Origin of the sequence: Bradyrhizobium sp. 2S1, assembly GCF_011516625.5 — a bacterium.
Taxonomy (GTDB): domain Bacteria; phylum Pseudomonadota; class Alphaproteobacteria; order Rhizobiales; family Xanthobacteraceae; genus Bradyrhizobium; species Bradyrhizobium septentrionale.
Window position 1 is genome coordinate 6888912 of the sequence record NZ_CP147717.1, and the last position, 26462, is coordinate 6915373.

The 26462-nt window shown below is 59.4% G+C and carries 19 protein-coding genes and 2 pseudogenes; 9 read left to right on the forward strand and 12 right to left on the reverse strand.

The features are described from left to right. Positions 1-230: 230 nt before the first annotated feature. A pseudogene (locus HAP54_RS52620) lies at positions 231-422 on the forward strand (group II intron reverse transcriptase/maturase); the annotation flags it as partial. Positions 423-435: 13 nt separating this feature from the next. Here the strand turns inward: HAP54_RS52620 and HAP54_RS32295 are convergent. After that, positions 436-1382 (reverse strand): IS630 family transposase gene (locus HAP54_RS32295; protein WP_166293914.1). Its coding sequence is split into 2 segments (ribosomal slippage): positions 436-1043 and positions 1043-1382, totalling 948 coding nucleotides; the frame shifts between segments, so codons are not numbered across the junction. A 97-nt stretch (positions 1383-1479) separates the two neighbouring features. Here HAP54_RS32295 and ltrA point away from each other — a divergent pair. From ltrA to tnpC, 3 genes are read left to right on the forward strand one after another with little or no spacing between them, the layout of a single operon-like run. Further along, the gene (ltrA, locus tag HAP54_RS32300; protein WP_166294300.1) at positions 1480-2511 is read left to right on the forward strand and encodes a group II intron reverse transcriptase/maturase; all 1032 of its coding nucleotides are present in this window, start codon (positions 1480-1482) and stop codon (positions 2509-2511) included. A 33-nt stretch (positions 2512-2544) separates the two neighbouring features. After that, positions 2545-2739: an IS66 family insertion sequence element accessory protein TnpB gene (gene tnpB, locus HAP54_RS32305; protein WP_166294302.1), complete on the forward strand. Its 195-nt coding sequence runs from the start codon at positions 2545-2547 to the stop codon at positions 2737-2739. 45 nt (positions 2740-2784) lie between these two features. After that, complete coding sequence (gene tnpC, locus HAP54_RS32310) at positions 2785-4449, forward strand: IS66 family transposase (RefSeq protein WP_166294304.1); 1665 nt, start codon at positions 2785-2787, stop codon at positions 4447-4449. Positions 4450-4833: 384 nt separating this feature from the next. On the opposite strand, the gene HAP54_RS32315 is transcribed toward tnpC, so the two are convergent. The 4 genes from HAP54_RS32315 to HAP54_RS32330 all read right to left on the reverse strand — a co-directional run bounded on the left by HAP54_RS32315 (position 4834) and on the right by HAP54_RS32330 (position 11227). Continuing rightward, positions 4834-7728 (reverse strand): glycosyltransferase family 4 protein, encoded by a 2895-nt coding sequence (locus HAP54_RS32315; RefSeq protein WP_166294306.1) that lies wholly within the window; start codon positions 7726-7728, stop codon positions 4834-4836. Between the two features lie 91 nt (positions 7729-7819). Then, a complete protein-coding gene (locus tag HAP54_RS32320) occupies positions 7820-9337 on the reverse strand; it encodes an ABC transporter ATP-binding protein (RefSeq protein ID WP_166294308.1) in 1518 nt (505 codons plus the stop codon). 1 nt (position 9338) lies between these two features. After that, positions 9339-10121: an ABC transporter permease gene (locus HAP54_RS32325; RefSeq protein WP_166294310.1), complete on the reverse strand. Its 783-nt coding sequence runs from the start codon at positions 10119-10121 to the stop codon at positions 9339-9341. Positions 10122-10306: 185 nt separating this feature from the next. After that, positions 10307-11227 (reverse strand): class I SAM-dependent methyltransferase, encoded by a 921-nt coding sequence (locus tag HAP54_RS32330; RefSeq protein WP_166294312.1) that lies wholly within the window; start codon positions 11225-11227, stop codon positions 10307-10309. A gap of 307 nt (positions 11228-11534) precedes the next feature. Between HAP54_RS32330 and HAP54_RS32335 the strand changes: the two genes are divergently transcribed. Beyond that, positions 11535-12878 (forward strand): IS1380-like element ISBdi2 family transposase, encoded by a 1344-nt coding sequence (locus HAP54_RS32335; protein WP_166204320.1) that lies wholly within the window; start codon positions 11535-11537, stop codon positions 12876-12878. Positions 12879-13074: 196 nt separating this feature from the next. Here the strand turns inward: HAP54_RS32335 and asnB are convergent, their stop codons facing one another. From asnB to HAP54_RS32350, 3 genes are all read right to left on the reverse strand, one after another. After that, positions 13075-14988, reverse strand: a complete 1914-nt coding sequence (asnB, locus tag HAP54_RS32340) for an asparagine synthase (glutamine-hydrolyzing) (RefSeq protein WP_166294314.1) — start codon at positions 14986-14988, stop codon at positions 13075-13077. Positions 14989-15036: 48 nt separating this feature from the next. Then, positions 15037-17655 (reverse strand): glycosyltransferase, encoded by a 2619-nt coding sequence (locus HAP54_RS32345; protein ID WP_166294316.1) that lies wholly within the window; start codon positions 17653-17655, stop codon positions 15037-15039. A 111-nt stretch (positions 17656-17766) separates the two neighbouring features. Continuing rightward, positions 17767-18831 carry an IS630 family transposase gene (locus tag HAP54_RS32350; RefSeq protein ID WP_166204319.1) on the reverse strand — a complete coding sequence of 355 codons (1065 nt, stop codon included), beginning with the start codon at positions 18829-18831 and terminating at the stop codon, positions 17767-17769. 1286 nt (positions 18832-20117) lie between these two features. Between HAP54_RS32350 and HAP54_RS32355 the strand changes: the two are divergent. Next, positions 20118-20232 (forward strand): annotated as a pseudogene (locus HAP54_RS32355) (IS5/IS1182 family transposase); the annotation flags it as partial. A gap of 54 nt (positions 20233-20286) precedes the next feature. Here the strand turns inward: HAP54_RS32355 and HAP54_RS32360 are convergent. Then, a complete protein-coding gene (locus HAP54_RS32360; RefSeq protein ID WP_166202952.1) occupies positions 20287-21621 on the reverse strand; it encodes an IS1182 family transposase in 1335 nt (444 codons plus the stop codon). A 295-nt stretch (positions 21622-21916) separates the two neighbouring features. Between HAP54_RS32360 and HAP54_RS32365 the strand changes: the two genes are divergently transcribed. Both HAP54_RS32365 and HAP54_RS32370 read left to right on the forward strand, forming a co-directional pair. Continuing rightward, the gene (locus HAP54_RS32365) at positions 21917-23311 is read left to right on the forward strand and encodes an ammonium transporter (protein ID WP_166294318.1); all 1395 of its coding nucleotides are present in this window, start codon (positions 21917-21919) and stop codon (positions 23309-23311) included. Between the two features lie 71 nt (positions 23312-23382). Next, positions 23383-23511, forward strand: coding sequence for a hypothetical protein (locus tag HAP54_RS32370; RefSeq protein ID WP_256375187.1), 129 nt, complete (start codon positions 23383-23385; stop codon positions 23509-23511). On the opposite strand, the gene HAP54_RS32375 is transcribed toward HAP54_RS32370, so the two are convergent. After that, entirely contained in the window at positions 23508-24038 is a 531-nt protein-coding gene (locus HAP54_RS32375; RefSeq protein ID WP_166294320.1) for a hypothetical protein, read from the reverse strand. The two genes, HAP54_RS32370 and HAP54_RS32375, sit on opposite strands and share 4 nt — an antisense overlap. Positions 24039-24145: 107 nt before the next feature. Next, the gene (gene rpmG, locus HAP54_RS32380) at positions 24146-24313 is read right to left on the reverse strand and encodes a 50S ribosomal protein L33 (RefSeq protein WP_018271988.1); all 168 of its coding nucleotides are present in this window, start codon (positions 24311-24313) and stop codon (positions 24146-24148) included. A gap of 220 nt (positions 24314-24533) precedes the next feature. On the opposite strand from rpmG, the gene HAP54_RS32385 reads away from it, so the two are divergent. Then, entirely contained in the window at positions 24534-25082 is a 549-nt protein-coding gene (locus HAP54_RS32385; protein WP_166294322.1) for a hypothetical protein, read from the forward strand. 20 nt (positions 25083-25102) lie between these two features. Here HAP54_RS32385 and HAP54_RS32390 read toward each other — a convergent pair whose 3' ends face one another. Continuing rightward, complete coding sequence (locus HAP54_RS32390) at positions 25103-26428, reverse strand: LLM class flavin-dependent oxidoreductase (protein WP_166294323.1); 1326 nt, start codon at positions 26426-26428, stop codon at positions 25103-25105. Between the last annotated feature and the right edge of the window lie 34 nt (positions 26429-26462).

Genomic DNA, 26462 nt, shown 5'->3' on the forward strand with positions numbered 1-26462 from the left:
CCAGTCGTTGTGATGCCAAGGGAGAAGTTCAAGCGGCGCACACCGCGAGACGAGAGTACCGAAGCACAACACTGGGGCGGATCGGCTCGTAGTAGTGATGAAGGTGCTGTAATGGGACTGGAGCGAAGGGGCCGAAACAAGTGGGTTGCTCCCATATGCAACTGTGATGAGCAGGAGGACATGTGAGTGTAACCGGACGTAAGCAGTACGATATCGACAAGCAGACAGTGATGAAGGCCTACCGATTGGTCAAAGCCAATGCGGGCTCGGCCGGCGTGGATAAGGTGTCGCTCGAAGCTTTTGAGAAGGACTTGAAGGGCAACCTTTACAAGGTCTGGAATCGAATGTCTTCTGGCAGCTACTTTCCACCTGCCGTTCGGGCTGTCTCCATTCCCAAGAAGAACGGCGGGCAACGCATTCTAGAGCATTTTCCGATCACGTTGCGTCGTAACCAGCCGCGACGAGATAATTTTGGCATTCCTCGGGTGAGAAGCGCTTGAGAGCGTTGGCGATTGCTTGCCAGAGATCGGGCATGGTGCGCGCTGCGGCGGCCCGCAACAGGGCTTTCAGTTTAGAGAAGGCCATTTCGATCGGGTTGAAGTCTGGACTGTAGGGCGGAAGATAGAGCAGGCTTGCTCCGACCGCCCGGATGGCCTCTCGAACGCCATGGACCTTGTGAGCGGGCAAGTTGTCCATGATAACGGTATCGCCCGGCCGCAGCGATGGGGCGAGCAATTGCTCGACGTAGGCCAGGAAAGCGTCGCCATCCATTGGACCGTCCAGAACAAGCGGCGCGATCAGACCGTCGGAGCGCAATCCAGCGGTGAATGTCGTCGTCTTCCAATGTCCGTGTGGGATAGCTGCACGACATCGCTCGCCGCGTGGCGAGCGGCCGTAAAGCCGCGCCATTTTGGTGTTGGCGCTGGTTTCGTCGATGAAGACGAGACGCTCAGGGTCAAGATCGATTTGCCCTTCGAGCCACTCCTCACGCGCGGCATTTATATCGCCGCGCCGTTGCTCGGCGGCGTGCGCTGTCTTTTTTTAAGTGTGATCTTTCTGCGCTGGAAAAAACGCCAGAGCGACGCGATGCCAGTCGATATTCCACGACGTTTCAACAGTTCTCGCAACTCGGCGAGCGTGATATCCGGCTTCGCTGTCACTGCCTCCAGAATCAATTGCGAATGCGCTTCGATGCGCTGCGATTTGCGGTCACCGCCCTGGCGTTTAGGAACGATGTCGCCAACTTCCTTGAGGCGACCGCGCCAGCGGATCGCACTGGCCGCGCTGACACCAAAGCGCTCAGCAGCCTGTCGACAGGACATGCCACCGTCAATCGCGGCTATCACCCTTTGACGAAGATCAACCGAAAGCGCCCTGGCCATACATGCTGGCCTCCCTCGCCAGCATGCAGCTTGAATCTGACTCGCGCCGTTTTGGGAATCCCCACCCGATTCATTCCGGTCGGAAAATGCTCTAGGTGTGCCGACAGTAGCAGATCGCGTGGCGCAAACGGTCGTCAAGCTGCAGATTGAACAAGCACTCGAGGAAATCTTCCTTCCCGATTCCTACGGCTACCGGCCCGGAAAATCCGCGCTGGACGCCGTCGGCGTCACCCGGCAACGGTGCTGGAGGATGGACTGGGTGCTGGAGTTCGACATCAAAGGCCTGTTCGACAATATCAGCCACAAGTTGCTTATGAAGGCCGTCAGGAAGCATGTGCAAGACGAATGGGCTCTGCTCTACATCGAACGCTGGCTAACAGCGCCGATGCAAGACAGAGACGGAGCGATCACCGCTCGCGACCGGGGCACACCCCAAGGCGGCGTGATCAGTCCCGTCCTTGCCAATTTGTTCTTGCATTATGCGTTCGATACATGGATGGCGCGGAACTTCCCGCAGTCGCCGTGGTGTCGATACGCGGACGACGGGCTCGTTCATTGCCGAACCAAGGCTGAAGCGGAAGCCATCAAGGCGGCGCTGCAAGCAAGGTTTAAGGAATGCGAACTCGAAATGCATCCCGACAAGACCAAGATCGTCTACTGCAAAGACAGCAATCGCCCGGGTAGCCATGCCAGTCAGTCATTTGACTTTCTGGGATTTACCTTTCGACCGCGCAGGGCAAGAAACCATCAGAAGAAAGAAAACTTCTGTACGTTCTCGCCAGCGGTCAGCAGGGCGGCGATGACGTCTATGCGTATGACGATCCGGCAGCTCCGCCTCAGGCTTCGCTCGCAGACGGAAGTCGACGCAATTGCCTTGGAACTGAACCCCGTCCTTCGTGGATGGAGGCAGTACTACGGCAGATATGGGCGGTCAGAAATGCACAACCTGTATCGATATGTCGACGAATCTCTTAACCGCTGGGCGCGACGCAAATACAAAGGGCTGAAGAATGGAAAAGTCAGAGCCTCCACCTGGCTCAGATTGATCCGCTGCCGCAGGCCGAAGCTGTTCGCTCATTGGGCGATGTTGAGTTCTGCCTCGTTACTTGTTGAGAGCCGTATGACGTGAGAGCGTCACGTACGGTTCGGAGAGCGGCTCCGGGTGCAACCCCCGGGGCCGACTCACCATGGCCAGGGAGCATGCCTTTTTACCAAAAGACTCGAGCGAGGAAGGTTCATCTGGCCATCGGTTGGCGGTGAAACGGTGACGATTTCGCCGGCGCAGTTGAGCTATCTGTTGTCCGGGATCGATTGGCGCACCCCACAAGAAACTCAGCGTCCGACGCGGGTCGGATAACCGTTTTGGGTTTGAACTTGCCGCTTGATCTGATTCAATGGCTTCATGACATCGAAGCCGGACGACCTTCCATCGGACCTTGCGAGCGCCTACATGGCGCTGCTGGTCGAGCGTGAAGCGTTGCAGGTTGAGCGCGATGTCGCCGTCGCGGATGCCGCCAGTGCGCGTGCGGAGCTGTCGGACAACGAAGCACTGATCGCACATCTCGAGCTGAGGATCGAGAAGCTCAAACGCGAACTGTACGGGCCGCGGTCCGAGCGTACGGCGCGGCTGATCGAGCAATTGGAATTGGAGCTCGAAGAACTCATAACCACTGCGAGTGAGGATGAGTTCGCCGCGCGTGCCGCGGCGGCAAAGGTACAGAAAGTCCGGGCCTTCACACGCAGGCGGCCGGTACGCAAGCCCTGGCCGGACGACATCGAACACGAGCGTGTCGTCATCGAGGCTCCGACGACCTGCGCCTGTTGCGGCGGGTCGCGACTGGCGAAGGTCGGCGACGATGTGACCAAGACGCTGGAGGAGATCCCGCGCCGGTTCAAGGTCATCGAGACGGTGCGGGAGAAGTTCACTTGCCGCGATTGCGAGAAAATTAGCCAGCCGCCCGCGCCGTTCCATGCCACGCCGCGTGGCTTCATCGGCCCACAATTGTTGGCGACGATCCTGTTCGACAAGTTCGGCATGCATATCCCGCTCAACCGTCAGAGCGTGCGCTTTAAGGCCGAGAGGATCGATTTGCCGCTGTCGACGCTGGCCGACCAGGTCGGCCACGGGACCTTCGCCGTTATGCCGCTCTTCCAACTGATCGAGCACCATGTGCTCGCGGCCGAGCGTCTGCATGGCGATGACACCACCATCCGCATCCTGGCGAAGGGCAAGTGCACGACTGGGCGGATCTGGACGTATGTGCGGGATGACCAGCCGTTCGCCGGGCCTGCGCCGCCGGCCGCGGTTTACTATGCTTCGGGCGACCGCCGCGGCGCACACCCCCAGAAGCATCTGGCTGGCTTCGCCGGCATCTTGCAGGCGGACTGTTACAGCGGCTTCGAACCCCTGTTCGACCCGCAGAGGAAGGTGCTGCCGATCACGCCGGCATTCTGCTTCGCCCATGCGCGGCGGGGCTTCTTCGAGCTGGCCGACATCGAGAAGAATGCCAGGGAGGGCCGCCGGGGCAAACCGGTCTCCCCGATCGCGCTGGAGGCAGTCAGGCGTCTGGATGCGCTGTTCGAGATCGAGCGCGCCATCAACGGCAGCAGCGTCGACAAGCGCCGTGCTGTGCGCCAGGTGCAGAGCAAGCCGATTCTCGACGACATGCACGCCTGGTTGTTGTGTGAGCGCGAAACCCTCTCGCGCTCCTCCGAGGTTCTGAAGCCCATGAACTACATGCTCAGGCGCTGGGACGACTTCGCCCGCTTCCTCGACGATGGCCGGATCTGCCTGACCAACAATTGTGCTGAGCGCGCATTGAGAGGCATCGCCTTGGGAAGGCGCAACTGGACCTTCGCCGGCAGCCAGCGTGGTGCCGACCGTGCCGCAATCATGCTGACGATGATCACGACCTGTCGTCTCAACGACGTCGATCCCAAGGCCTGGCTCGCCGACGTCCTCGCCCGCATCGCCGATCTTCCCGCTTCGCGCCTGCACGAACTGCTGCCCTGGGAATGGAAGCTTCTGCGCCAAACCCGCAAGCCCGACGATCAGCAAGCCGCCTGATCTTCACCAAACGCTATCTTACAGATCGCCACGCCCGCGCGCATGCGTCAATCAGGCGGCCTTCGTCGTATGCGTACCGATCATCGCCGGCCATCCCCAAAGCAGAATCGACGACCTTATGCCATGGCGATTCCGCAAAACGTCAAGCCAGCATCAATAGGGTTCCGGCTAAGCGCTTACCTTTGATCACAAGATGTGCATTTCTTTGCGCGCGCTTAGCTCGACTGGTTATTCCTTATCAACGTCGAGCCGAAAGACGCAGTCAGCTTCCTGGTTGCGGCTCGGACTCAACGCTCTTGCGACGTGGTTTGCCGTGCAGCGACCATATGCCACCGCGATGTAACGCTTCGTCGTCAGGCAGACTGTTAGCTGATTTTATCTCTCTCACTCGTGACCCAAGACCCGTCCAACGAACCGGCGAACGGAGGATGGCAGCAATTTCTGCGCCAGACTCCGGGCGAAGTACTTTGGGCGGGTAGCCCATTGTCCAGCCTGCAATTTTGCTATTCGAGTTGTCAGATCGCCAACGGTGCGCTGCAAATCCTGTATCTGGCCGACGTAAATCTCTGCGATGCGCTTGATCTCGTCCGGATAAACTTGGTTAAGACGGTCGATCTCCAATTGCAGGGGCTGGAGATCCGTTGGAAACAACGGCAAAACAGTGCCCAGCTGCGACAAGTTGCGTGTCATCGCGCCAGCCTGACGAAGAGCTTCTACGTCGAAGGCGGAGGTTTTCCGATCACCAGTGTCTGCCCATTGCAAAATGGGATTCACCAGCTGCGCACTCTGGGCCTCCCAGTTAAATTGCCTCCGGAAGTAGTCCAGCGCTCGCACGGACATGGCTTCTAGAGTCGGACGATCCTCAGCCAACTTGTCCAAGGCGGTTGCCAGAACATCGGGCTTCGTGAAATCGATGCAGAGCCCTAAGCCATTGCCCACCACCACCTGCTTTACAAATTCCAGGTCGTTGGAGACAATGGGTAAGCCAGCAGCCAGGTACTGTGAGAGTTTGTTCGGAGAACAGAACTTATTATTTATGTTGCTGGGAAGGTAGGGAATAATCCCCACATGCGATTGGGATGCTGCAGGGATCAGCTCCTCCTCAGTCAGGCTAGGTGCAAATTGAATGCGCTCCGTGTTGGCTCCATGCGACGCAACTCGGGCCCTCAACTCGTCTTTATAATTCCCGTCTGGGCCGCGTAACTTTAGCCTAATTCTCCCAGTCGTTCGCACAAATGCATCTATGAGTTCTTCGAGTCCTCGCCCAGGCGCAAAGATACCTTGGTACAAGTATTCAATGATCTCATCATTGAATTTGGTCGTCGTTCCCGGCAACGCCTGGCTCAATGGGACGCAATTTGGCACTGAAAAGAAGTTCATGCCATATGTATCAGACATAAGGGCGGCCAGAGGCGGGGACACAGTGCTGCGAAGGTCGGCATTTGCCGCCAAGCCCCTGTCGATCGACACCCAGAACTCACATTCCCAATGTCGAAAAGCCTGAATTGCATAGGGCCAGTATTCATGCGCGTCGTAAACAAGACGCGCCCCGCTTTCTTCAGCTAAAACAGCGGCCGCCGGAAGCGTGTCAAGATCGCAGGCTATGATAACATCACTGGGTCCGAGCGCTCTTCCAGCTTGAATCAAAGCGCCATTCACCCTCAAGAAATGCTGGCAGATGTGACGGAACCGATTCAAATCTGCCGCAGACGCATCAATTGCGCCGAATGCGGTTCCGAGTATTGATGCTGGCAAGGTCGCGGCAAGATATATACTCCGGAGCGCGTCAATTCCCGGAGACCGGCGCGCGCTCAAGATTTCTCCTTGCAACCACGTCCAGTCATGGCGTCGGTCGTCCACGCTCACGCGCAGCGATCTACGATCGACCCTCTCGATCAAAGGCGAAGCACCTTCCATCGCGTAGGCGGCTAACTCGCAAACATCGAACGTCGCCTGCAACGAGGCCGACAGCCATTGCACTCGCGGATCGAGCGTTACCCGATGGGGCACGAGTAGCACCGCCTTCGGCCCGCATATGTCTGGCGTTCTCGCCTGGACCGCTTCAGCCTTTCTCGCCGCCTTCTGCTTCAGACCCTTCGAGGTCAAGCAGGTTTCCAACATATTGTCGAAGCGATCCACAAAATGCAGATATGTGTTGCGAGGGTTGGCAATGATGTCTTCATAAGCACGCTCGGCCATTTGAGCCTGAGCTCGCTGGTCCTTGATAAATTCGAACATCTCCTGCGCATTGCTGAGGTCGCGCTCGAGAGGGAAGTAATGTATTCCCGCATGGAACAGGTCGGAATAATCACCGCGATAGAGGATCTGAGCGGCGCCCGCGGCCGCCGCCTCGAAATGACGGGGCGACACCTGCGCGTAATGCACATTGCCTTCATATTTGTGCAGAAATGCATCATGCGCCTCGCAATAAAAAGCTTCTGACCACCGGTCACTGTTCGGACTGGTCTTCTCGAAATTGCGGCACCAAGCCGCCACGTTGCCATCGAAATCGAAAAGATTGGCGCCAGATTCCGTGCCAATCACAATTCGCGACTCTTGCAGGAAGGACACCCAATCGTTGCCGGACAGCCTGTCTTCCCAACGGCAAGAAATGTTGGAGTGAATGTCGGGCTCTTTGTCGAACAGTCGACTTAGGTCATAGGCAATCTTGCGCTTGTCAAAACCCAACTGCCCGAATTCAAGCGGCTGAAGCGAGCCGCGATAAGTAGCATCGAAGGTTCTTCCTGAAAGTGGCTGGCGCTTCCATTGAAGCATCGCTGAAGACACGTATCCGGTCAAAGCGTGATGAATAGTCACGTCACCAATAATTGCACGTGGGTAGACCCGCTCAACCTCACCAGGCGGCACACAACTTATGACGGCGTCGAATGACTTGGCTCGCAAAAATTCGGCGAACCGTGCGGTGCGAACTTGCTCATCTTGTTTCATCAGGACTTTAACGCCGTCGTATTCAGAGAATCCGCGTGCCAATTCTGAATCAAGGCTAAAAGCGTTGTCCGGGTTGTAGGACACAGTACAGTGGATCAGCACCGCATCATAATCTTCCAGCCTGACGGTATGCGGCAGCGTGAAATAGGGGCCGCGCGTCGGCCAAAGATTCACGACTTCAAGATCGTAACGACTGTGCTGCTGCCAGAATGCGATGTTTTCAATAATCGCGCCGGTGCCGTGCGGTTCAAAATATGCGATGAACAATACCCGCCCGGCCTTGGCTATCGCGCTCCTGCCCAGGCGGGGCTTTGGAAATTCCGGCCCCACGTGTAACTCCTATTCCGTTGGATCCTGCGGCGGCGGGCATTCTAAGCCATTGCCCTGACGATAAAAGAATAAATGTGTACGGCGTACCAATTCAGGCTTGCTCGTCGCTCGATAGGCTGTTCTGCGGAGTAGGCAGCTCTACTGGCGAAAAACGCCATTCGCTCGTGTGAAAAAATTCTGCGCTCGCATTGGCATAACTGTCGGGAAGCTCCACTATGATTGTGAAACTCCGACTTAAGAGATCATAGCGCTTTGCATGTCCGGCGGCCTCAAGCGTTGTCTTTCCAAGCACCGAGACGCCTACGGTGTAGATACCTGGCCCAAGCTGATTTGGGTTAAGGACCATTTCAACCCGACGGCCATCCCCGGCATTTGCATCAAATCGATCGGGCGGCGCGAAGAGGCGAGACATGGCGCGACCTTGAAGATCATGAATTGCCAGCCCGTACGTGCAGTCGAATTCGCCAGCTTCCTCCACCTCAAGGAAGACAGTGAACATAGCCGGCTGCAGCGAAGTAATACGATCCGTCTGACCTCTTGGGCCGCTCACGCTGAACCCGACGATTTTCAAGCCCCCCTCGGATTCCCATCGCGAGATACCACCAGGTGCAATGAAAGATAGATCCCTTGCCATCGCGGCGGGTACCACCGGCAAGTTCACCTGCTGCATATGAGGCGTGAAATAGGGAATCTGCCTGTACTGTGGAGCAAGCATTGCGCTGGCTGGATCCGTGAGACCGTCGGCAAATGGCCGCGAAAGCTCGGTATCCCGGAGCGCGGCCGCAGGTTCCTTAAGCCCGCCGTCCGCCATGACTTGACGTCGGGTCGCGGACGGGTCGCCACTTCCCGGCATGGCGCCATACACTGCCTCCTCATAGGCCTTCACGACTTCCAAGGCCCCCCCCATCTTCGCGATCCGGCCACCCTCGAGCCAGATGGCTTCGTCGCACAACTCCAATATCTGTCCCATCGCATGCGACACCAGAAGAAGTGTGCAACCACTCTTGATGATCTGATCAACCCGTTTTTTTGACTTGGCGAGGAAATAGGCATCACCCGCCCCCAGCACTTCATCAACAATCAGAATGTCTGGCCGGATTGCTGTCGCTGTCGCAAACATCAGACGCGACTGCATGCCGCTTGAATAAGTCTTGAATGGTTGATCCAGAAATGCGCCCAGCTCACAAAAATCAACAACGTCATCGAACGCCGCCTGGGTGTCGGCATTGGACAGCCCATTGTATTGCAATGAAGCTTGAATGTTCTCCCGCCCTGTATAATCGGGATGAAAGCCTTGCCCCATGGTCATCAGGGCCTGGATCGAGCCATTGACTTCCATGCTGCCGGTGGTGGGACGAAAATTGCTGGAGATCAGGCGAAGCAGCGTGGTCTTGCCCGCGCCATTGCGACCAATAATGCCCATCCGCCGTCCGCGGCCCAGAGTGAAGGACACATCGTCCAAGGCCCGGAATTCGGTGATAGTTCGCTTCCGTTCGACGAATCTTGAAAGACCAAAGGCCTCGAGCAACTGGTCTTTCGGTCCGGTTCCCAGGCGATAGACCTTCGTGACACGATCGAAGCGAATGGCGGGCGGGTGTGGTTTGGACATGTCAAGCAAAGTCAACAAAGGCAAAGCGAGCGCGACGGAAGAACGCCAGACCAACAAAAAAAGTACCTAGTCCCAGCACAGCGGCGCCTGCCATTGCGAAGGCCGTCGGCCAGGTTCCGAGCGCTAAAGGCGCCTGCAGACACAGGACGAAATAGCTCAATGGATTGAACCAAATGATGAATTTCAATTGCGCCGGAACCATTTCGGGGGTGTAGGCCATGGGGCTGAGAACCATGAGCGCCATATTTATGATTCCGATCCCCTGTTGGATGTCGCGCGCAACCAGCGCAACGAGCGAAAAAATCCAAACCAACCCCATCATGAACATGATCAGTAGTATCCAAGTAACGGGTACGACAAGCAGCGCGATCGCCGAAGCCGATGAAAGCAGGATCGCGGCCACACTTGTGATTGCCAATGCCGCAAGGGAGGGAACTTGGCTTGCCAGGACAGAGCGAGGAGGCAGCAACACCGCAGGAAACACCGTATTCATGAGCAATGTACGGTGCGCGATGATAATCCCCAGCCCCGACGACAAACTTTCTGAAAACATCAAAATTGGCGCAAGGCCGCTCATCACCAGAACCGTATACGTTGCTGGTGTTATATTTGGCGCGCGTATCTGGAATATGAGTACATAGATCGTGGCATAAAAAGTCAGCATGGCGGCCGGATACAGGACCGCCCAAGCAGAACCCAAGGCCGAACCCGCATACCGTTGACGTACATCGTGCCGAACGGCGTGGAACAGCCGCGGCCCATAAATTTCAAACCAGCGCATCATTTTTCAATCGTCCGCTTGACGGAGAGCGACGTCCTCTTGCGCAAAGGCAAAGGTCCAAGCAATCGCGTCGGCGACGCGTCTTAGGCGTTCGCACTTCTGGCAGCAAGCAACTGACTCGCGAGAACAAATGTTAAAACACGCTCGGGGGATACTTGATCCCCATACGAGGCAAAGGGCATCGTCTATCACCGCGCGCTCAGTGGCTTGCGGAAAACGGAAGTCAGTTCGACGGGTCGCAAAATATGGTGAAATAACTTCCGGGCCAGATCGGGATGGCGGTCGCGCAGAAAGACAAGATCCCGCGATAGCCGATCCTGGTCGTAGTGCCTCAAGCTCCGCAGACCATCCAGCTCTGGCACTTGCGCTTCTTCGCTGTTCAGTATGTCCTGAACAGGTCCGGTCCCTTCTGGGATACATAGTTTTAAGTTGTCGAAGCTGTTCAGCAGCCAACCGCTAAACTGGTGAGCGATATATTCATAGCCCCAGATTCTTTGAAACAGCAGCCGCAACCCACTTAGGCTGAACCCGCGAACGTGAACATAATCGTAGACCGACTCGGAGGGCAGATAAGAGTCTAGGCGCTCCTCATTTGGTACATCCACTATGATGTAACCGCCCGGCTTCAGCATCCGGTCAATCTGCTGCATGGCCCTATCAAGCTGCAACACGTGTTCCAATACGTCCACCGTCACGATCGCATCGAAGAAGGACGACTCAAAGGGTGCATTTTCAATCCGCGACAAACACAGGTTGGGTACTAGCTTTTTGCACTCCTGCAAATAGGGCATGGCAATTTCCAAACCATAGCGCTCATATTCCGTGAGCGTAGCCATCAAGCCGCCAAGCCCGATGCCAACATCAAGAAGGCGCGAGCCTGGCGCAACATGAGCCCTGACAAGATCTTGGACAGACTGGATAGTCTGCTGAATCTGCTTCTCGCTCATGAAGGGATTCGAGCCGGTTCGGCGCAAACCTTCCAGGTGATCGGACGCGATCCTGTCATAGTTCTCGATATAGGCGTCGTTCTCCTCAAAGACCGGAATATCATTCTCGATCTTCAGATAAGGACGCTCGAATCGCATTGTTCCGTGATGAAAACCGGCCACGTATAGTCCTCTGCAAGTTCTGTTGTTTCGTCGCTACGTTCATGCTTTGAGCGCGTGCTCAAAGCCCCCGAACCATTTGACGCTCCGGCGCCACGCTACTTGCCATTTGCCACATTGCCCTCGCTCCAAATAGACGCGCCGAAGTACCCTGGCCGCCTGACTTTCATTGGTCGCAGAGCGGGGTATGACTAGCCCGTCTTATTCGTCAGAGTGCGCCTGAGAGGCTGGCGAGCGTGGTGTAAAGCGCTGATGCGGCGTAGGATTCGGTTGCAAAGCCAACCCCATCACCTCAACCGCCAGGCCCGCCATGACCGATGATACGATTCTGCCCTTCTCGTTTCCAGCCGTTCACGCCAAGAAAGTCACAGCTGCCTTCGATGGCGGTCGGCTGACCTCGAACGGGGGCGTGATGCTTCTGGCGATGGCCGAGCGGCGTCTCGGCTTGGCCGACAATTTGGCCCGGGTGTTCCCGGATCGGCGCGATCCGACGCGGGTCGTGCACAGCCTTGTCGATATGTTCCGCGCGCGCATGTTCGCGATCTGCTGCGGCTACGAGGACGCCGACGACCTCGATCATCTGCGGTCCGATCCCGCATTCAAGCTGGCCTGCGGACGGCTGCCGGACACGGGTCGCGATCTGTGTTCCCAACCGACGCTGTCGCGGCTGGAGAATGCTCCGCGCCTGCGCGACGTGATCCGACTGACCTACACTTTGGTCGACGCATGGATGGATAGCTACCCGCGCGAGCCGGCATCCGTCACGCTCGACATCGATGATACCTGCGATGTCGTCCACGGCCATCAGCAGCTCTCGCTGTTCAACGCTCATTATGACGAACGCTGCTTCCTGCCGATCCACGTCTACGACACGGAGAAGAGCCGGCCCGTGGCGGTCGTGTTGCGGCCCGGCAAGACGCCGGGCGGCGTCGAGGTGCGTGCCCATCTGCGCCGCCTGATACGGCATATCCGGACGCGGTGGCACAACACGCGAATTACGTTCCGTGGCGACGGGCACTATGCCCGGCCGGAGGCAATGGCGTGGTGCGAGACCAACGGCATCGACTACATCTTCGGTCTGTCCGGCACCAAGCCGCTCGCCAGAAAACTCGACGAGGCCGCCGACGACATCCGCACGCGACGCGCCATCGAGAACCTGCCGGTTCTGCGTGGCTATACCGAGACGCGCCACAAGGCCAAGTCCTGGGATCGCGAACGGCGTACCGTCGCCCGTATTGAGGCGACGATGCTCGGCCTCGACATCCGTTTCGTCGTCACCAGCCTCGATGTCGGCTCGGCCGAGTGGATCTACGACAGCCTGTATTGCGCGCGCGGCCAAGCCGAGAATCTGATCAAGCTGCATAAGACACAGCTCGCCTCCGATCGCACCAGCTGCCGTTCGGCGCTCGCCAATCAAGTCCGCCTCGTTCTCCACACCGCCGCTTATTGGCTGATGCTGACCGTGCGCGACGCGATTCCCAAAGCCCGGGAATTGGCCACAGCCGAGTTCGCGACGCTGCGTCTTCGTCTCTTGAAACTCGCTGCCCGTGTCGTCGAGACCACGAGCCGCATTCGCCTTGCGTTTGCCGCGGCATGTCCCGAAGCCGACCTGATCCGCGGCTTGCCAGGCGCGCTGCTGCCGCTCGGTCCTTGACCGGCGGGGCGTCCGCCCCCCGTTCGCCCAACCCATCCCTCAAGCGCGTTGCAAAGTACGGGTCGTCAGGCGGTGAAAAGCCGAAGGCAATCCCGCGCGCCTCGTCAGAGCAGATGTGCGGCCACATCAATCGGACTAAAAAAAGCACTCTCACGAATAGGACGGGCTAGCACAGGCCCCCGGCATTGTCAGCGGTTCAGAGGCTCACCCCGAAGCGCTCGCCCCACTGGCCAAGGCTCACGATGCGCCAGGGCGCGAAATCGAAAGGCCGTCGGCCGTCCAGAGAGTCACGCACCAGGGCACGGGTCTCATCGGCATCCATCAGACCCGGAAAGCGCCGCAGCGCGGCCTCGACGCCGTCGATCACCGGCTCCCGCAGGAAGCCCTTGAACCAGCTTTCCTCAGGCGTCGCAAAGCCCAGCTTGTCGTGCCGGTCAGTAATCTTGTCGGGCAGAATGCCGCGCATGGCCCGCCGAAGGACCTTCTTGGTAGTGCCGCGGACCATTTTGTGTTGGTCTCCTAGCGACAAGGAGAATTCGATCAGGGGATGATCGACGAAAGGCACCCGGGCCTCGATGGAATGGGCCATGGAATTGCGATCCTCCCAGTGCAGCAGCAACTGGAGATTGGATGCATAGGCAGTCGCAAAGCAGAAGCTCTTGATGTCATTCGGGACTTCCAACCCGAACGGGGCCACCGCAGTGGCCATGGCGCTGGTAGGATTGCCGGCCTGGGCCACAATATCGGTGTCCAGCCAGCCATAATGACGCGCCACCGGCCCTGTTGGCTTGGCGGCGGGAATGCGCCGACGTAGTCGTTCGGACAGGAGTGGGCGCACGAACTGGTCGAACTGCTGGCGCAGCGGGGTGCGATGCTTACGACGACGATCCCAGATCACGGCCAGCAATTCCCCAATCTGGCGATCCTTCGACAGCCGGTCGAGGTAATAATAATAGCAGCCATGATAGCCCGCGAGCTGCTCGTCCGCACCTTGCCCGTCGAGCATCACCTTTAGTCCGGCGCGCTTGGCCTCCTCGAAAACGCACCATTGGGCGAAGATAGATGTCGAGCCAAAGGGCTCATCCTGATGCCACGCAATGTCAGAGGCGCGGGCAAAAACATCCTCAACGCGCGGGTAGACGAAATGCGGATTGGTCGCCGCATCGCGCACCACCTCGTCCATGAAAGGCTTTTCATCGACGGACTTTTCGCCGTAGCAAGCCGAGACCGTCTCAACCTTGGGTCCCCCCCTGCGCGAGCCGAGCATGTCGCTCATCAGACAAACGATGGAGGAAGAATCGAGTCCTCCCGACAGGCAAGAGCCGAGCGGCACATCCGAGCGCAGATGGGTCGAAACCGCATCAGTTAGAAGCGCCTTGAAACGCGTCGCCGCCTCACCCTCGTCAATAGAAATCGTCGCGGTCGAATAGGCATACCACCTCCACATAACGGGGCTGCGGCGGATTGATGCGGTTGACGCGTCCAGTATCGCGCACTCACCGCCGCGCAACTGGCGGATGCCGGCGAACATGGTCTCGGATGTATGATCGGCCATGCCCGCCAATAGAAAATCATGCACGCGCGCAATATCGACGCTCCGGGCAATGTGGCGCAGCTCAAGCAATTGCTTGATCTCGGACGCGAACGCGATGCCCTGCGCCGTCTCCACCCAGTAAAGTGGCTTGATGCCGAACCGGTCGCGCGCGGCGATGAGGCGCTTTTCGACATTGTCCCAGAGAACGAAGGCGAACATGCCGCGCAACTTTGGAAGAGCCGTTACCTCGCCCCAGACAATTAGCGCCTGAAGCAGCACCTCACTGTCGCTCTCCGTCGAGAAATGCGCGCCTGCCGAGCGCAGCTCCTCGCGCAATTCGCGATAATTATAAATTTCGCCATTGAAGGTGAGATGCCAGCGGCCGGTCGCATCCGCCATGGGCTGGCGTGCATGATCGGACAGATCGATGATTGCCAGCCGGCGGTGGCCGAGCGCCACAGGGCCGCGCGAGCTTTCATAGGTTTCCCAGCCGGATCCGTCAGGCCCGCGATGGGCGACAATGTCGATAGCGCTGCGTTGCGGCTCGAAGCCGATTGAAGCAAATATGCCGCACATGTGAAGAACCTGCCTTGGAGGCCGACGGGCAAGGGCCGAGCGTGGTTTCTACCGGCCGCGCAGAGTACGCAACCGCGAACGCACGGACGCGGGTACTACATGCCACATGGCCTGGACCCCGCGATACCAGAGCGGCGGCCGTTGGCTTTCGATGATCTGCTGAACCGCCGCGCCCATACCCTTCAAATCGGCAGCCACAGCCTCAAGGACCATCATCACCTTCTCGATCTGCGCCTCCGTCGAGCGAGCCGGCGTCGGAAATAGCTGCGCGCCCGCCGGCAGCAGATGATTGTAGATCTGGTCCTGGGTGAAAACATCGGGCGGGATTACTTGATCGAGGATCGGGCGCAGGCTGCCCTTGCGTTGGGCAATCTGCATCTGCTGGCCCGCGGCCACCGCTAAAATCGGAAGCGTGACAAGCGTCGCCCGCTTGCGCCCTCGAGCGCGCTTTTGAAGGTAGTCGTCGACGTCGTCGACGACTCTGCCAAGGCTATGGCGCCCCGAAGCAATGATGTCTTCATAGGCCTGTTGGGTCATTGCAGAGATAACATCATCATCCTTGATCTTTTCGAATATGTCCTCGGCATTCGAGAGATCGCTCTTGAGAGCAAGATAGTGACGCCCCGGCGTCAAAACGTCCCCATATTCGCCTTCGAATAGGACCAGCGCTGTGCGCATCGAAATGGCATCAAAAATCACGGATGGGATCTCATGCAAGCGGATCGGCTCATCCTGTTGTAACAGGAAGCGCTGTGCGAATTCGGTATGTGACATCGCGTGATGTTGGCTGGCAAGGTCCTCCAAGGCGCCGCTGTCATCTAACGGCAACGATATTGGGGGGGCCACGAAAATAGCCCGGCTGGAGCCAAGAAGTTGATGCCACTCACTGGCCGGAGTGCCGGAGGCATACTCAGCGAAATCCACGATTAGGCCGCACTCGACGGCTAACCTTTTAGTTTCCTGTGCAGCCCATTTTGCTTCGTATCCCGACCTGCCGGCCAGCAAAGGCGGGTTGCTCCACCGGCTGCACAGCGAAATCCCACGTTCGGCAGTCCGGCGCACGTACTGGCCCGCGCTCGATTCGGTAGCAGGCGCGTCTCGCATCTGCAGAAAATCGACCATCCCGAAGCGGTCCGGCGGATAGACGCGAGCGATGCTTGGCTCGGGAACGCGAGTAAAGACGCAGTCAATGCTCATGCGCTCGATCCAGCGGCGCAGCCGTTCCGTATTTTTGAGCTCTTTGCCCGAAAGGAGGAGTTTTGGACCATCATAGATCTCAATGGACGCGGCAATATCATGCCCCAAATGCTGTGCAGCCGAAAGGTCGATGCTGTCATGGATGATCACTGCATCGAACATCCGCAGGTCGATTGGTTCAAATGTCGGCCCCCAAATCGCCGTGCCGCTCATGAAATGCATTCGGCAGGATGAATGCAAAGAGAAGGCATCGAGACTGGATTGCACACGAGATAGGTGAGCGGATCTCTCATCATAAAACATAAGGATGTTAAGCCGCGGCCGCCACTCTTCTATCGTGCGCATAGTCGTCTTCATGCGCGACAGCAGCTGCTCAAAACACTCATCATAGGAAACGCGCCTTGCATGCGCGAGTCGCTTGTTGATCATTTCCGGATCGGCGCGTGAGGCAGCCCGCTCGCGCATGGCAGCCTCAAAGGCGGCAGAACCACTGGCAATTGCAAACATTTCCGGGTGCTTCTGCATTTCTTCTATGGGCACGCTGACAACCGGAAGGCCGCAAGCCAGATATTCGTAAGCCTTTAGGGGCAACGACCGCCATATGTAGTCGGCCTGTTCAAAAGGAATCAGGCCGACGCGCGCGCCGCGGGCAGCGTCGGCGATGGCTTGCGGTTCAAGCACACCAAGATAACGGACATTGGGCCTGCTGCTGAGAGTCTGCCAACCCGCCGGAGCATGAGCGATTTGGCCGCAGAATTCGAACGTCCAATCCGGCATGCGTTCCGTGAGCTCAATCAACAGATCATAGTCAACTCGGCCGTTGAGGTTTCCCTGGAAGATCGCGGTATCCGGAGCGTCCTCGCTGGGGGCATCGAAAGCCGCACCGCTTGCTTGCCAGAAGCTGAAATCGCAGCCATTGCGCAGGACAATCATGTCTCCGCTATATTGACCATTCACACGAAAATTGTCTGCGACACCGTCGGAAACGGCGACGACAAGGTCGCACTGTGCGATCATTCTGCTGATTGTCTCAATCAGTTCGGCGCCGCCTGTCGATTTGGCCAGCGGCCCATTCGACCCGAGATAGTCCTCCGTTGCATGGAAGATGCGCATTGGTGCGCCGGAGAGTGCGACGAAGCGCTCGAAATTGGGATTGTAGATCCACATCAATGGATTGCGAACGCCGCGCGTGCGCAGGAAGGCCTGAATGGCCTTGGCGCGGGAATCGCTATCCTGCGAGGCCACATGCACCACTTCGATGTTGTGGCCCGAAACTTTCTCGCTGGAGATTTCCTGAACAAAGCTGTCAGGTTGCACGAAATAGACGGGCAGATGCCGAGCGAAGCGGGTCGCATAATGAAAGCGGTTCGAGCGCGGCTCAAGGTGCCAATCGGACCAGGTCAACATCACGACAGCGTCGCACCATGCGGGAAACAAGGTGGGGGGGGCGGCGATCGCCGATTCAGACATGCAATAGTGACCTCAACATACCTCGTCGGAGTTTGGCATCGTGTCTCGTGTCGGTGTTCAGGACATTTGAGAGACGGCAGTCCCCTGAGGCTTGGATACTAGTACCCAGAATCAGAGCTGAGTGATACGGCGGCCTTTGAAACGGCGTTGACGGACCTTTTTCTTGGTCCAGACGAAGGGCTCGGCTCTGTCGTTGTATGCGTTGACGTAGGCATCGATGTGCTCCTGAAGCTGCGTGAGGCTTGTGAAGGAGGTGCCGCTGAGCGACTGCCCCTGCAAGATCGAAAACCATACCTCGACCTGATTGAGCCAAGACGCACTTGTCGGCGTGAAATGAAATTGCACGTTGGGGTGGGCCTTGAGCCAATGCTCGTTCTTCTTGTGGGTGTTGAGGTTGTCGAGGATGACGTGAAGCTTCCGGTTCGGAAAAGCCGCGGTGACGCTGTTCATGAAGTCGAGAAACTCGACGCGGCGTCGGCGTTTTGAATGCGCCGCGATGATCTTTCCGGTGGCGACTTCGAGCGCCGCAAACAATGTTGTGGTGCCATGCCGCTTGTAATCGTGGCTCTGGCCGGTCAAGGCGCGGCCATTGGGCAACTTCAGATAACCCTGCGCTCGCTCCAAAGCCTGGATCGAGGGCTTCTCGTCCACGCACAGCACAATGGCCTTCGCGGGCGGGGCGACATAGAGGCCGACAACATCGGCGGCTTTGGCCGTAAAGTTCGGGTCGTTGCTCTCACACCAGGACTTACGAGCCGCGAGGTCAATCTTGTGGCTGCGCAGGAACCGCCAGACATATTGGACGTCAACATCGCCCAGCGCCCCGGCCAGCAGGGGCCCGGTCCAGCGTGCGAACCCGTCCGGCGGCGGCTTGTCCAGCAGCTTCAGAATCCGCTTGTCGGTGGCCTTCGTATAGATTGGCTGCTTGCCCGGTCGCGGCTTGTCTTGCAGCCCTTCAAGGCCTTGGTCGGCATAGCGATGCCGCCAAAGGCTGACAATCCGCGGCTGGACCCCAACTTCCTTGGCGATCGACCGAGTGCTGCGTCCATCCGCCGCCAACAGAACTATCCGCGCCCGCTTCAAATCGCGCTGCAACGTCACCGGGGAGCGGCAACACGCCTCAAGCACCTTGCGATCTTTCCTCGAAAGGTGGACTTCTCTTGCTTCGGGTATCATCCCGACCTTGAATCACGACTCACGCTTTAAGAACAGTAGGTACTAGGCGACCGGCGAATCTGAATTCGGCCATGAACTCCGAACCCCATCGACCTGGATTGCCGTATCTCGGAGAGCATATCGGCCTGGAGCTTGTCAAGGAACATGAGGCAACCCCAGGTAGGACAACTTTCGAACTTGCACTGAAGCGGGTTTCGGCCGGGCAGCGTCTGCCGGGTCCAAGCGCCAAGCAGGCAGACGGCTGGTTCCGCGATTAGTACTTTGCCGGCTGAGACTTCGCCTTGCAACCGTGGAGCAAGGTTTGCCCGGGCGGGTCCCGCTCCACGGCGGCATCGCCGACCGGGTCCCCGGCGACGATTGGCCCGATCCTCAGCTTGAACTTGTTCCCCCCTCGGTCCGACCAGCTTACGGATCTCCTCAGCGAGCATTAGCCCGCGGCGACCGCGGGCGTCGGGTCGGGCCGCTGCACCTTCACGGCAAGTCTTGCAGTGGCATCGAGCCGCGAAACGAGAAACCCGAGCGCGGTAAGCCGTGACGGGCGCGAGGAAGCCCTTCAGGCTTCGCAAGCCGAGATTCTCCGAGTGGAATTGTCCGCCATTGTTTTGCCGTCGTTCCGCGACTAGAACTTCGCCGGTTGCGGCTTCGCCTTGCAGCAGCACGGCAAGGTTGAGGTTCACCGACGACAACCAGTCCCGACCTGCCTGATCCTCGCGCCGTGCTCGGGGCCGTCAAGGCGCGGCCTGGCAGCGGTAGAGTAAGACGTCGGGACAGCACGACGGCCGGCCTTGACGGCCCTTTGCGCGCGGCGCGTCTGCGCGCGCAGGCCGGGACGAAGGAACGACCGCCAGGCACGAACAAAGGAACAGGGCGAAGCGAGGCGCTATCGATGACGTAAGCAACAACACCCCTTACCCGCCGAGGTCTGCGAGAGGATGAGACAACGATGGAGGATCGGTCTTCCCGGCGCATGCGAACACTGGTGACCCAAATGGTCCGTTCGAGGCCTGTCCGCTAATCAGCGCATGCGCGCTGATATCCATGATGGCCCGGAGCACCACACGCTCCAATCAGAGGCCGGATACATTGATGCAAGACCGCATCTGCCAGGTTGACGAAACCTCTTGCAACGCGCGGCCGGACCATACATCAGGGGCAAACTCGGAAGTCGGAACGCGCAACCGTAACGTCCGCTTCACCCCCGACACCGGACGTTCGATAGCCAGCGCGGCACTTCCGAAAAAAGGGCCATCTACGGGCATCCGCGCACATCGCTCATGCCGCGCGGTTATACGACCTGCTACAATCGCTTCGTTCGCTGGCGACGAGCGGACATCTGGGCCAAGATTATGACCGCCCTGGCAGGCCCTCATCATGCCGTCATTACAAATGATCGACACGTCTAGGAGCCCGTCCAGATATGTTTTCGTGACGGGCATTTGTTGTAGAGTAGCAGGCTCAGGCTGCGTTTGCGAGGTTGAACAGCTTGAGGAGGTTATGGACGGTGCAGATCATTGTCCACTCGGCGCGCACTTTCTCGATGCCCCGCAACAGGAACTGGCGGAAGCCTCTTGCCTGTTTGATCTGCCCGAACACCGGCTCCACCACTTGCTTTCGCAATCGGTAGGGTGTTTCGAAGCCGCCATCGTCGATCTTCTTTCGCATGGCCTGTGTCAGCGGGCCGCCGACTTTTCCGTTCGCTACTGTCGGGTGCTTGGCGCGACCGGGCGCGACATAGCCATCGATGCTGCGTGTGTCGAGCGCTTCGAGATTGGCTTCGCTGCAGTAGCCGGAATCCGCTGAGGCCTGCCGCGGCTTGCGGCCAAGATTGCTCTCGATGGCCTCGATCAGGGGCACCAACTGGCCCTGATCGCTGCCGTGCTGGGTCAGTTCTTGCGCGACAATGATCTGGGCATGTGCATCGACGGCCGCCTGGGCATTATAGGCCTGAACGAAGCCATCCTTCGACTTCATGATGCGGCTTTCCGGATCGGTGAAGTTGCGTTGCGCCTTGGGATTGGGTTCCTCCGATGGCAGCGCCGCCGGTTTGCCCGGCTTCTTGCGGCCTTCGGCCTGGCGCTGCTGTTCCTTTTCGGCCTCGATGCGGCGCTCTTCCTCCGCCGCCAGTTTGGCGTCCGCTTCCAGCGCCGCCATCGCTTGCTGGATCTTCGCCAGCCGTTTCTGCTTGTCGACGGTCCAGTCCGGCAGTTCGTCGCTGTTGCCGAAAGTCTCATCCTCCGAGGCATCCGCCGCCTCGGCGGCCGCCAGCATGCGAGCGACCTCGGCCTTCAATTCCGCCTCGCGCTTCTTCATGCGCTCATAACTCATCGCCTTGTGTTTCGACGCGTTCGCCTTGATCTTCGTACCATCCAGCGCGACATGACCGAGCTTGACCAGCCCGGCCGTCTCGCACAACTTCAGAACCTGCACGAATAGCGCGCCGAGCGCCTTCAAATGTCGCTTGCGAAAGTCGCTGATCGTCCGAAAATCCGGCGCATCCAGCGCCACGATCATCACAAAATCGTTCCGCTCCCGGCAGGCCTTGGCAATCCGACGCGACGAATACAGCCCACTCGCATAGCTATGCAGCAGCAGCGCCACCATCATCCGCGGATCAAACGGCGGCTGCCCAAGCCCGCTCACATAGCTGCCCATGATCTCCCTGAGATCGAGGCTCTCCCGCACCAGATCAACCATAAACCGCGAGACATGGCCTTTCGGCACGAAGTCCTGCACATTCGGCGGCAGAAGCAGCGTCTGATCGATGTTCCAAGGCCGAAAATACTTGCTCATCGCCCAATGTTGAATCAGACCCGACCAGATTTGAACAGCGACTATCCAGACAAGCTCCTAGTCGCCGGCATTCTCCAGCCATCCGCGCACCACGGCCTTCGCCGCGCCGCTGAGCAGGGGGCGCTTGTGCCTCGCGTCCGGCGTGATGTCGCCGCGGCTTCGCTGCATCCCGCCACCCGCATCGCGGCACTTCGAGACATCCCGATAACCGAACGCGCAAGTGGCCTCTCGGCGCTCACGCCTCGAGCGCACCGCGCCCATTCCGAACAGCAACATTTCTTGTGATGGGAGGACGATGATGGAGTCTGGGACATACACGCGCCAGAAGCTCGTGAGAACAGTGGTTGCGCTGCTGGGAGTGGCGTTTCTGTGCCTGCTGTTCAGCGACCTCGCGCTGGCTGAGGACGCAGCGCCTCCGGCCTGCGGCGGCAAGATTCTCGAGAAGTGCACACCAAACCCCGGCGACACCGCGTGGATGCTCACATCCGTCGCACTCGTCTTGATGATGACGGTACCGGGCCTCGGCCTGTTCTACGGCGGCATGGTGCGCAAGAAGAATGTCGGCGATACCGTGATGACCAGCTTCGCCGTCACCTGCCTGGTCACGATCCTGTTTGCCGTCCTGACCTACAGTCTGGCGTTCCGTGCCGGCACGCCGTTTATCGGCGGTCTGGATCGCATGTTCCTCAAGGACATCCTGAGCGACATCGGCAAGGGCGGCATCGGCAATCCCAATCCGCTCGCCGCGACCATCCCTGAGTCTGTCTACATCTGCTTCCAGATGACGTTCGCCATCATTACGCCGGCGCTGATTGCCGGTGCGTTTGCCGAGCGGATGAAGTTCTCCGCCATGCTCTGGTTCATCGGGCTGTGGGCGATCTTCGTCTACGCGCCGATCGCGCATTGGGTCTGGGGGCCCGACGGGATCTTCTCTGCGGGTAACGACGCCGCGTATGTCAAAGTTCTCGATTTCGCCGGCGGCACCGTGGTGCACATCAATGCCGGCGTGGCCGGGCTGATGTGCGCCATCATGCTCGGCAAGCGCGTCGAGACGGGGCCGGCGCACAACATGGTGCTGACCTTCATCGGCGCCTCGCTGCTGTGGGTCGGCTGGTTCGGATTCAACGCCGGCTCCGCCGTCACGGCGGGAATGCAGGCGGGCATGGCCATGCTGGTGACCCAGATCGCCACGGCGGTGGCGGGCTTCACCTGGATGCTGGTGGAATGGGCGCTGAAGGGAAAGCCGACCGGCGTCGGCATCTGCTCGGGTGCCGTTGCGGGTCTCGTCGCGATCACGCCGGCCTCCGGTTTCGTCGGCCCGGTCGGTGCGTTTGCCATCGGCATTGCCGCGGGCGTGTTCTGCTACTGGGGATGCACCGGCTTGAAGCGCATGTTCAGCTACGATGACGCGCTGGATTGCTTCGGCGTCCATGCCGTCGGCGGCATCGTCGGAGCGCTGCTGACGGGCGTGTTCGCGGTCGAGCAGTATGGTGGTACGGCAGGCGTTCTGGAGGGGAATGCCGCGCAGTTCATCAATCAGTGCATCGGCGTCGCGACCGTCTTCGTGTATGATGCCGTCGTGAGTCTGGTCATCCTGTTCGTGATCAATCTCTTCGTCGGGCTTCGCGTGACGCGGGAGATCGAGCGGGAAGGACTGGATCTCGCGCTGCACGGCGAGGTCGTGCAGTAGACTGGGCGGCGTTCCGCAGGGCCGGCGAGGTTCGCCGGCCGGTGCGGGTCAAAGCTGTTCGAGGTGATCCCATGAACTGGTTCTATTGGAACACAGCGTGGTCGCTGTTCTTCAGCCTGGTTTGGTTCATGACCATCACGCACAATCCTGATGCGCAAATTGCGGATGCGCATCTGCGTGATGAGGCGTTCAAGCGCTAGCTCCGGTAGTAGCGCCACATCCTGAGGAACGTCCGGTGGATCTCGTCGGGCGTCCGATCGAATGGCTCGAGATTGACGCGCACCACGCCACGATGGTCCATGCGCCAGGGCAAGCGCATCAGCAGCCGATAGGCCGGCCGCTTGCGCCAATCGGCCACTAGCGCGCTGCCGAGCGGCCCGTTGAGCGCGATCTGCAACTCGTGAACGGTCATCGCGCGCTCGGCGATCTCGACGAGGTCGATGCGCGCGATGGCGCGCCAGCGGATCAGCCCGAAGGCCTGGATGAAGATGCCGTACTGGTTGGCCCCGATGGTCGGACGACCGGCCTCCAGCAGGGGGATGTTGTAGTAGGTGAAGCCGGCCGCCGCCGCCGCCAGGGCGAGCCAGTAGATTGCGGCGGTGATCCAGCTCGCGGTCAGGAAGATCGCGGCCAGCGCGGCCGTGACATAGACCGGAAAGTAGATGTCTTCGCGGCCGTAGGCGACCGAATAGCCGCCGACGTTTCCCTCGTCCAAGGTTGCAATCATGCGAGCCCTTCGCCCGGGCGGTCCGGGACGCATCAGGGATGACGCGTGGACACAAAGCAAAAACGGGGCCCAAAGGGCCCCGTTTGAAACGTCAGAAGCAGGCGATCTTACTTGATCTTGGCTTCCTTGAACTCGACGTGCTTGCGCGCGACCGGGTCGTACTTCTTCTTGACCAGCTTGTCGGTCATGGTGCGCGAATTCTTCTTGGCGACGTAGTAAAAGCCGGTATCGGCCGTCGACACGAGCTTGACCTTGATGGTGACCGCCTTGGCCATGTGCAAAACCTCGAAAATGCAGGGATATCGGGAGCCGGCCAAATCGGCCCGCGTTTGGCCGGGAAACTAGCCATAAACCGTGGGAAGTCAAGGATTTCCCGGCCGAAACGGGCCTGATTTCGAGGCTTTTCGACCCAGAAGCGGCGATTTTCGTCGAACCTGGCGCACCGGACTGCCGACTACCGCCTGTTCCCATTTCCAGCTGATGGCAGAGGACAGGATGTCGGTTGCAATCAACCATGACGACCAGGGCGTGCGCGTCGAATGGCTGAAGCAGTGGTACTTCCGCCTGGCCTCGCTGCCGTTCCTCGAAGGCGGCCTCTACTTTGCCTACTACATCGGCCTGATCCTCAAGGCCGAGCTGACGGGATCGGGCTACTGGAGCGAGGGCTGGGTCGGGCTGCTGTTCCTGACCGGCTTTGCGCTGGTGATCGGCGTGCCCGGACTGATCCTGGCGACGCTGCGCTACTTCATCGAGGTCGACCCGATCGCGCGGCAGCTGATCGTCACCAGGCAATTCGGTCCGCTGAAGTTTCGCAGCCTGCGCCAACTCAGCGAATTCAAGTTCATCAGTATCACCGATCACTCCGATCCCGATTGCAGCTTCACCGCGTATCACGTGAGCCTGTGCGGAGGCCGCGGCACCAGGCCGGTCATGGTGTCCTCCTTCAGCCGCCGCGACGAGGCGAACGAGTTTGCGCAGACACTCGGGGCCGAGCTGAAGCTGCGGCCGAAGGACTATGTCGGCACCGAGCCCGACGCGGACTAGCATCGATCGTCTGCGCCAGATCAGGCCTCGAAGAACTGGTTCTTCGGCCGCGGCAGGCCGAGATTTTCGCGCAGGGTCTTGCCCTCGTACTCCTTGCGGAATATCCCGCGCTTCTGCAATTCGGGAACGACCTTGTCGACGAACTCGAACAATCCCTGCGGCAGATAGGGGAACATGATGTTGAAGCCGTCGCTGCCGCGGCCGGTCAGCCATTCCTCCATCTGATCGGCGATGGTCTGCGGCGTGCCGACGAAGGCGAGCCCGCCATAGCCGCCGACGCGTTGGGCGAGCTGGCGCACGGTGAGCTTGTCGCGCGCGGCGACGTCGACGAGGCGCTGCCGGCCGCTCTTGCTGGCATTGGTTTCCGGGATCGGCGGCAATGGCCCGTCGGGATCGAAGCCGGACGCGTCGGTGCCGAGGATCACCGAGAGCGAGGCGATCGCGCTCTCGGAATGCACGCGGCTGTCGAGCAACGCGCGCTTCTCCTTGGCTTCCTCGACGCTGTCGCCGACCACCACGAAGGCGCCGGGCAGGATCTTCAGATGCTCGGGATCGCGGCCGATCTTCTCCATGCGGCCCTTGATGTCGGCATAGAGTTTTTGTCCGTCCGCAAGGCTGCCGCCGCCGGTGAACACGGCCTCCGCGGTCTCGGCCGCAAGCTGCCTGCCGTCGTCGGATGCGCCGGCCTGCACGATGACAGGCCAGCCCTGCACGGGGCGGGCGATGTTCAGCGGACCGCGGACCGAGAGATATTTGCCCTTGTGGTTGAGCACATGCATCTTGTCGGGATTGACGAACAGTCCGGACTCGACGTCACGCACGAATGCGTCATCGGCGAAGGAGTCCCAGAGGCCGGTGACGACATCGTAGAATTCGCGGGCGCGCTTGTAGCGCTCGGCATGCTCCATGTGATCGTCGAGCCCGAAATTCAGCGCCGCGTCCGGATTGGATGTGGTGACGATATTCCAGCCGGCGCGGCCGCCGGAGATGTGGTCGAGCGAGGCGAAGCGCCGGGCGACGTGATAGGGCTCGTCGAACGTGGTCGAGCCGGTCGCGATCAGGCCGATATTTTCGGTAACAGCGGACAGCGCCGAGAGCAGGGTGAACGGCTCGAACGAGGTCACGGTGTGGCTGCGCTTCAGCGCGTTGATCGGCATGTTCAGCACGGCCAGATGGTCGGCCATGAAGAAGGCGTCGAACTTGCCGGCCTCGAGCTTCCGGATCAGCTGCTTGATATGGTCGAAGTTGAAATTCGCATCCGGCCAGGCCCCGGGGTAGCGCCAGGCGCCGGTGTGGATGCTGATCGGCCGCATGAACGCGCCGAGCTTGAGTTGACGCTTCGCCATTGCCCCGTTCCGTTCTTGATGTCGTTAGCGGAAC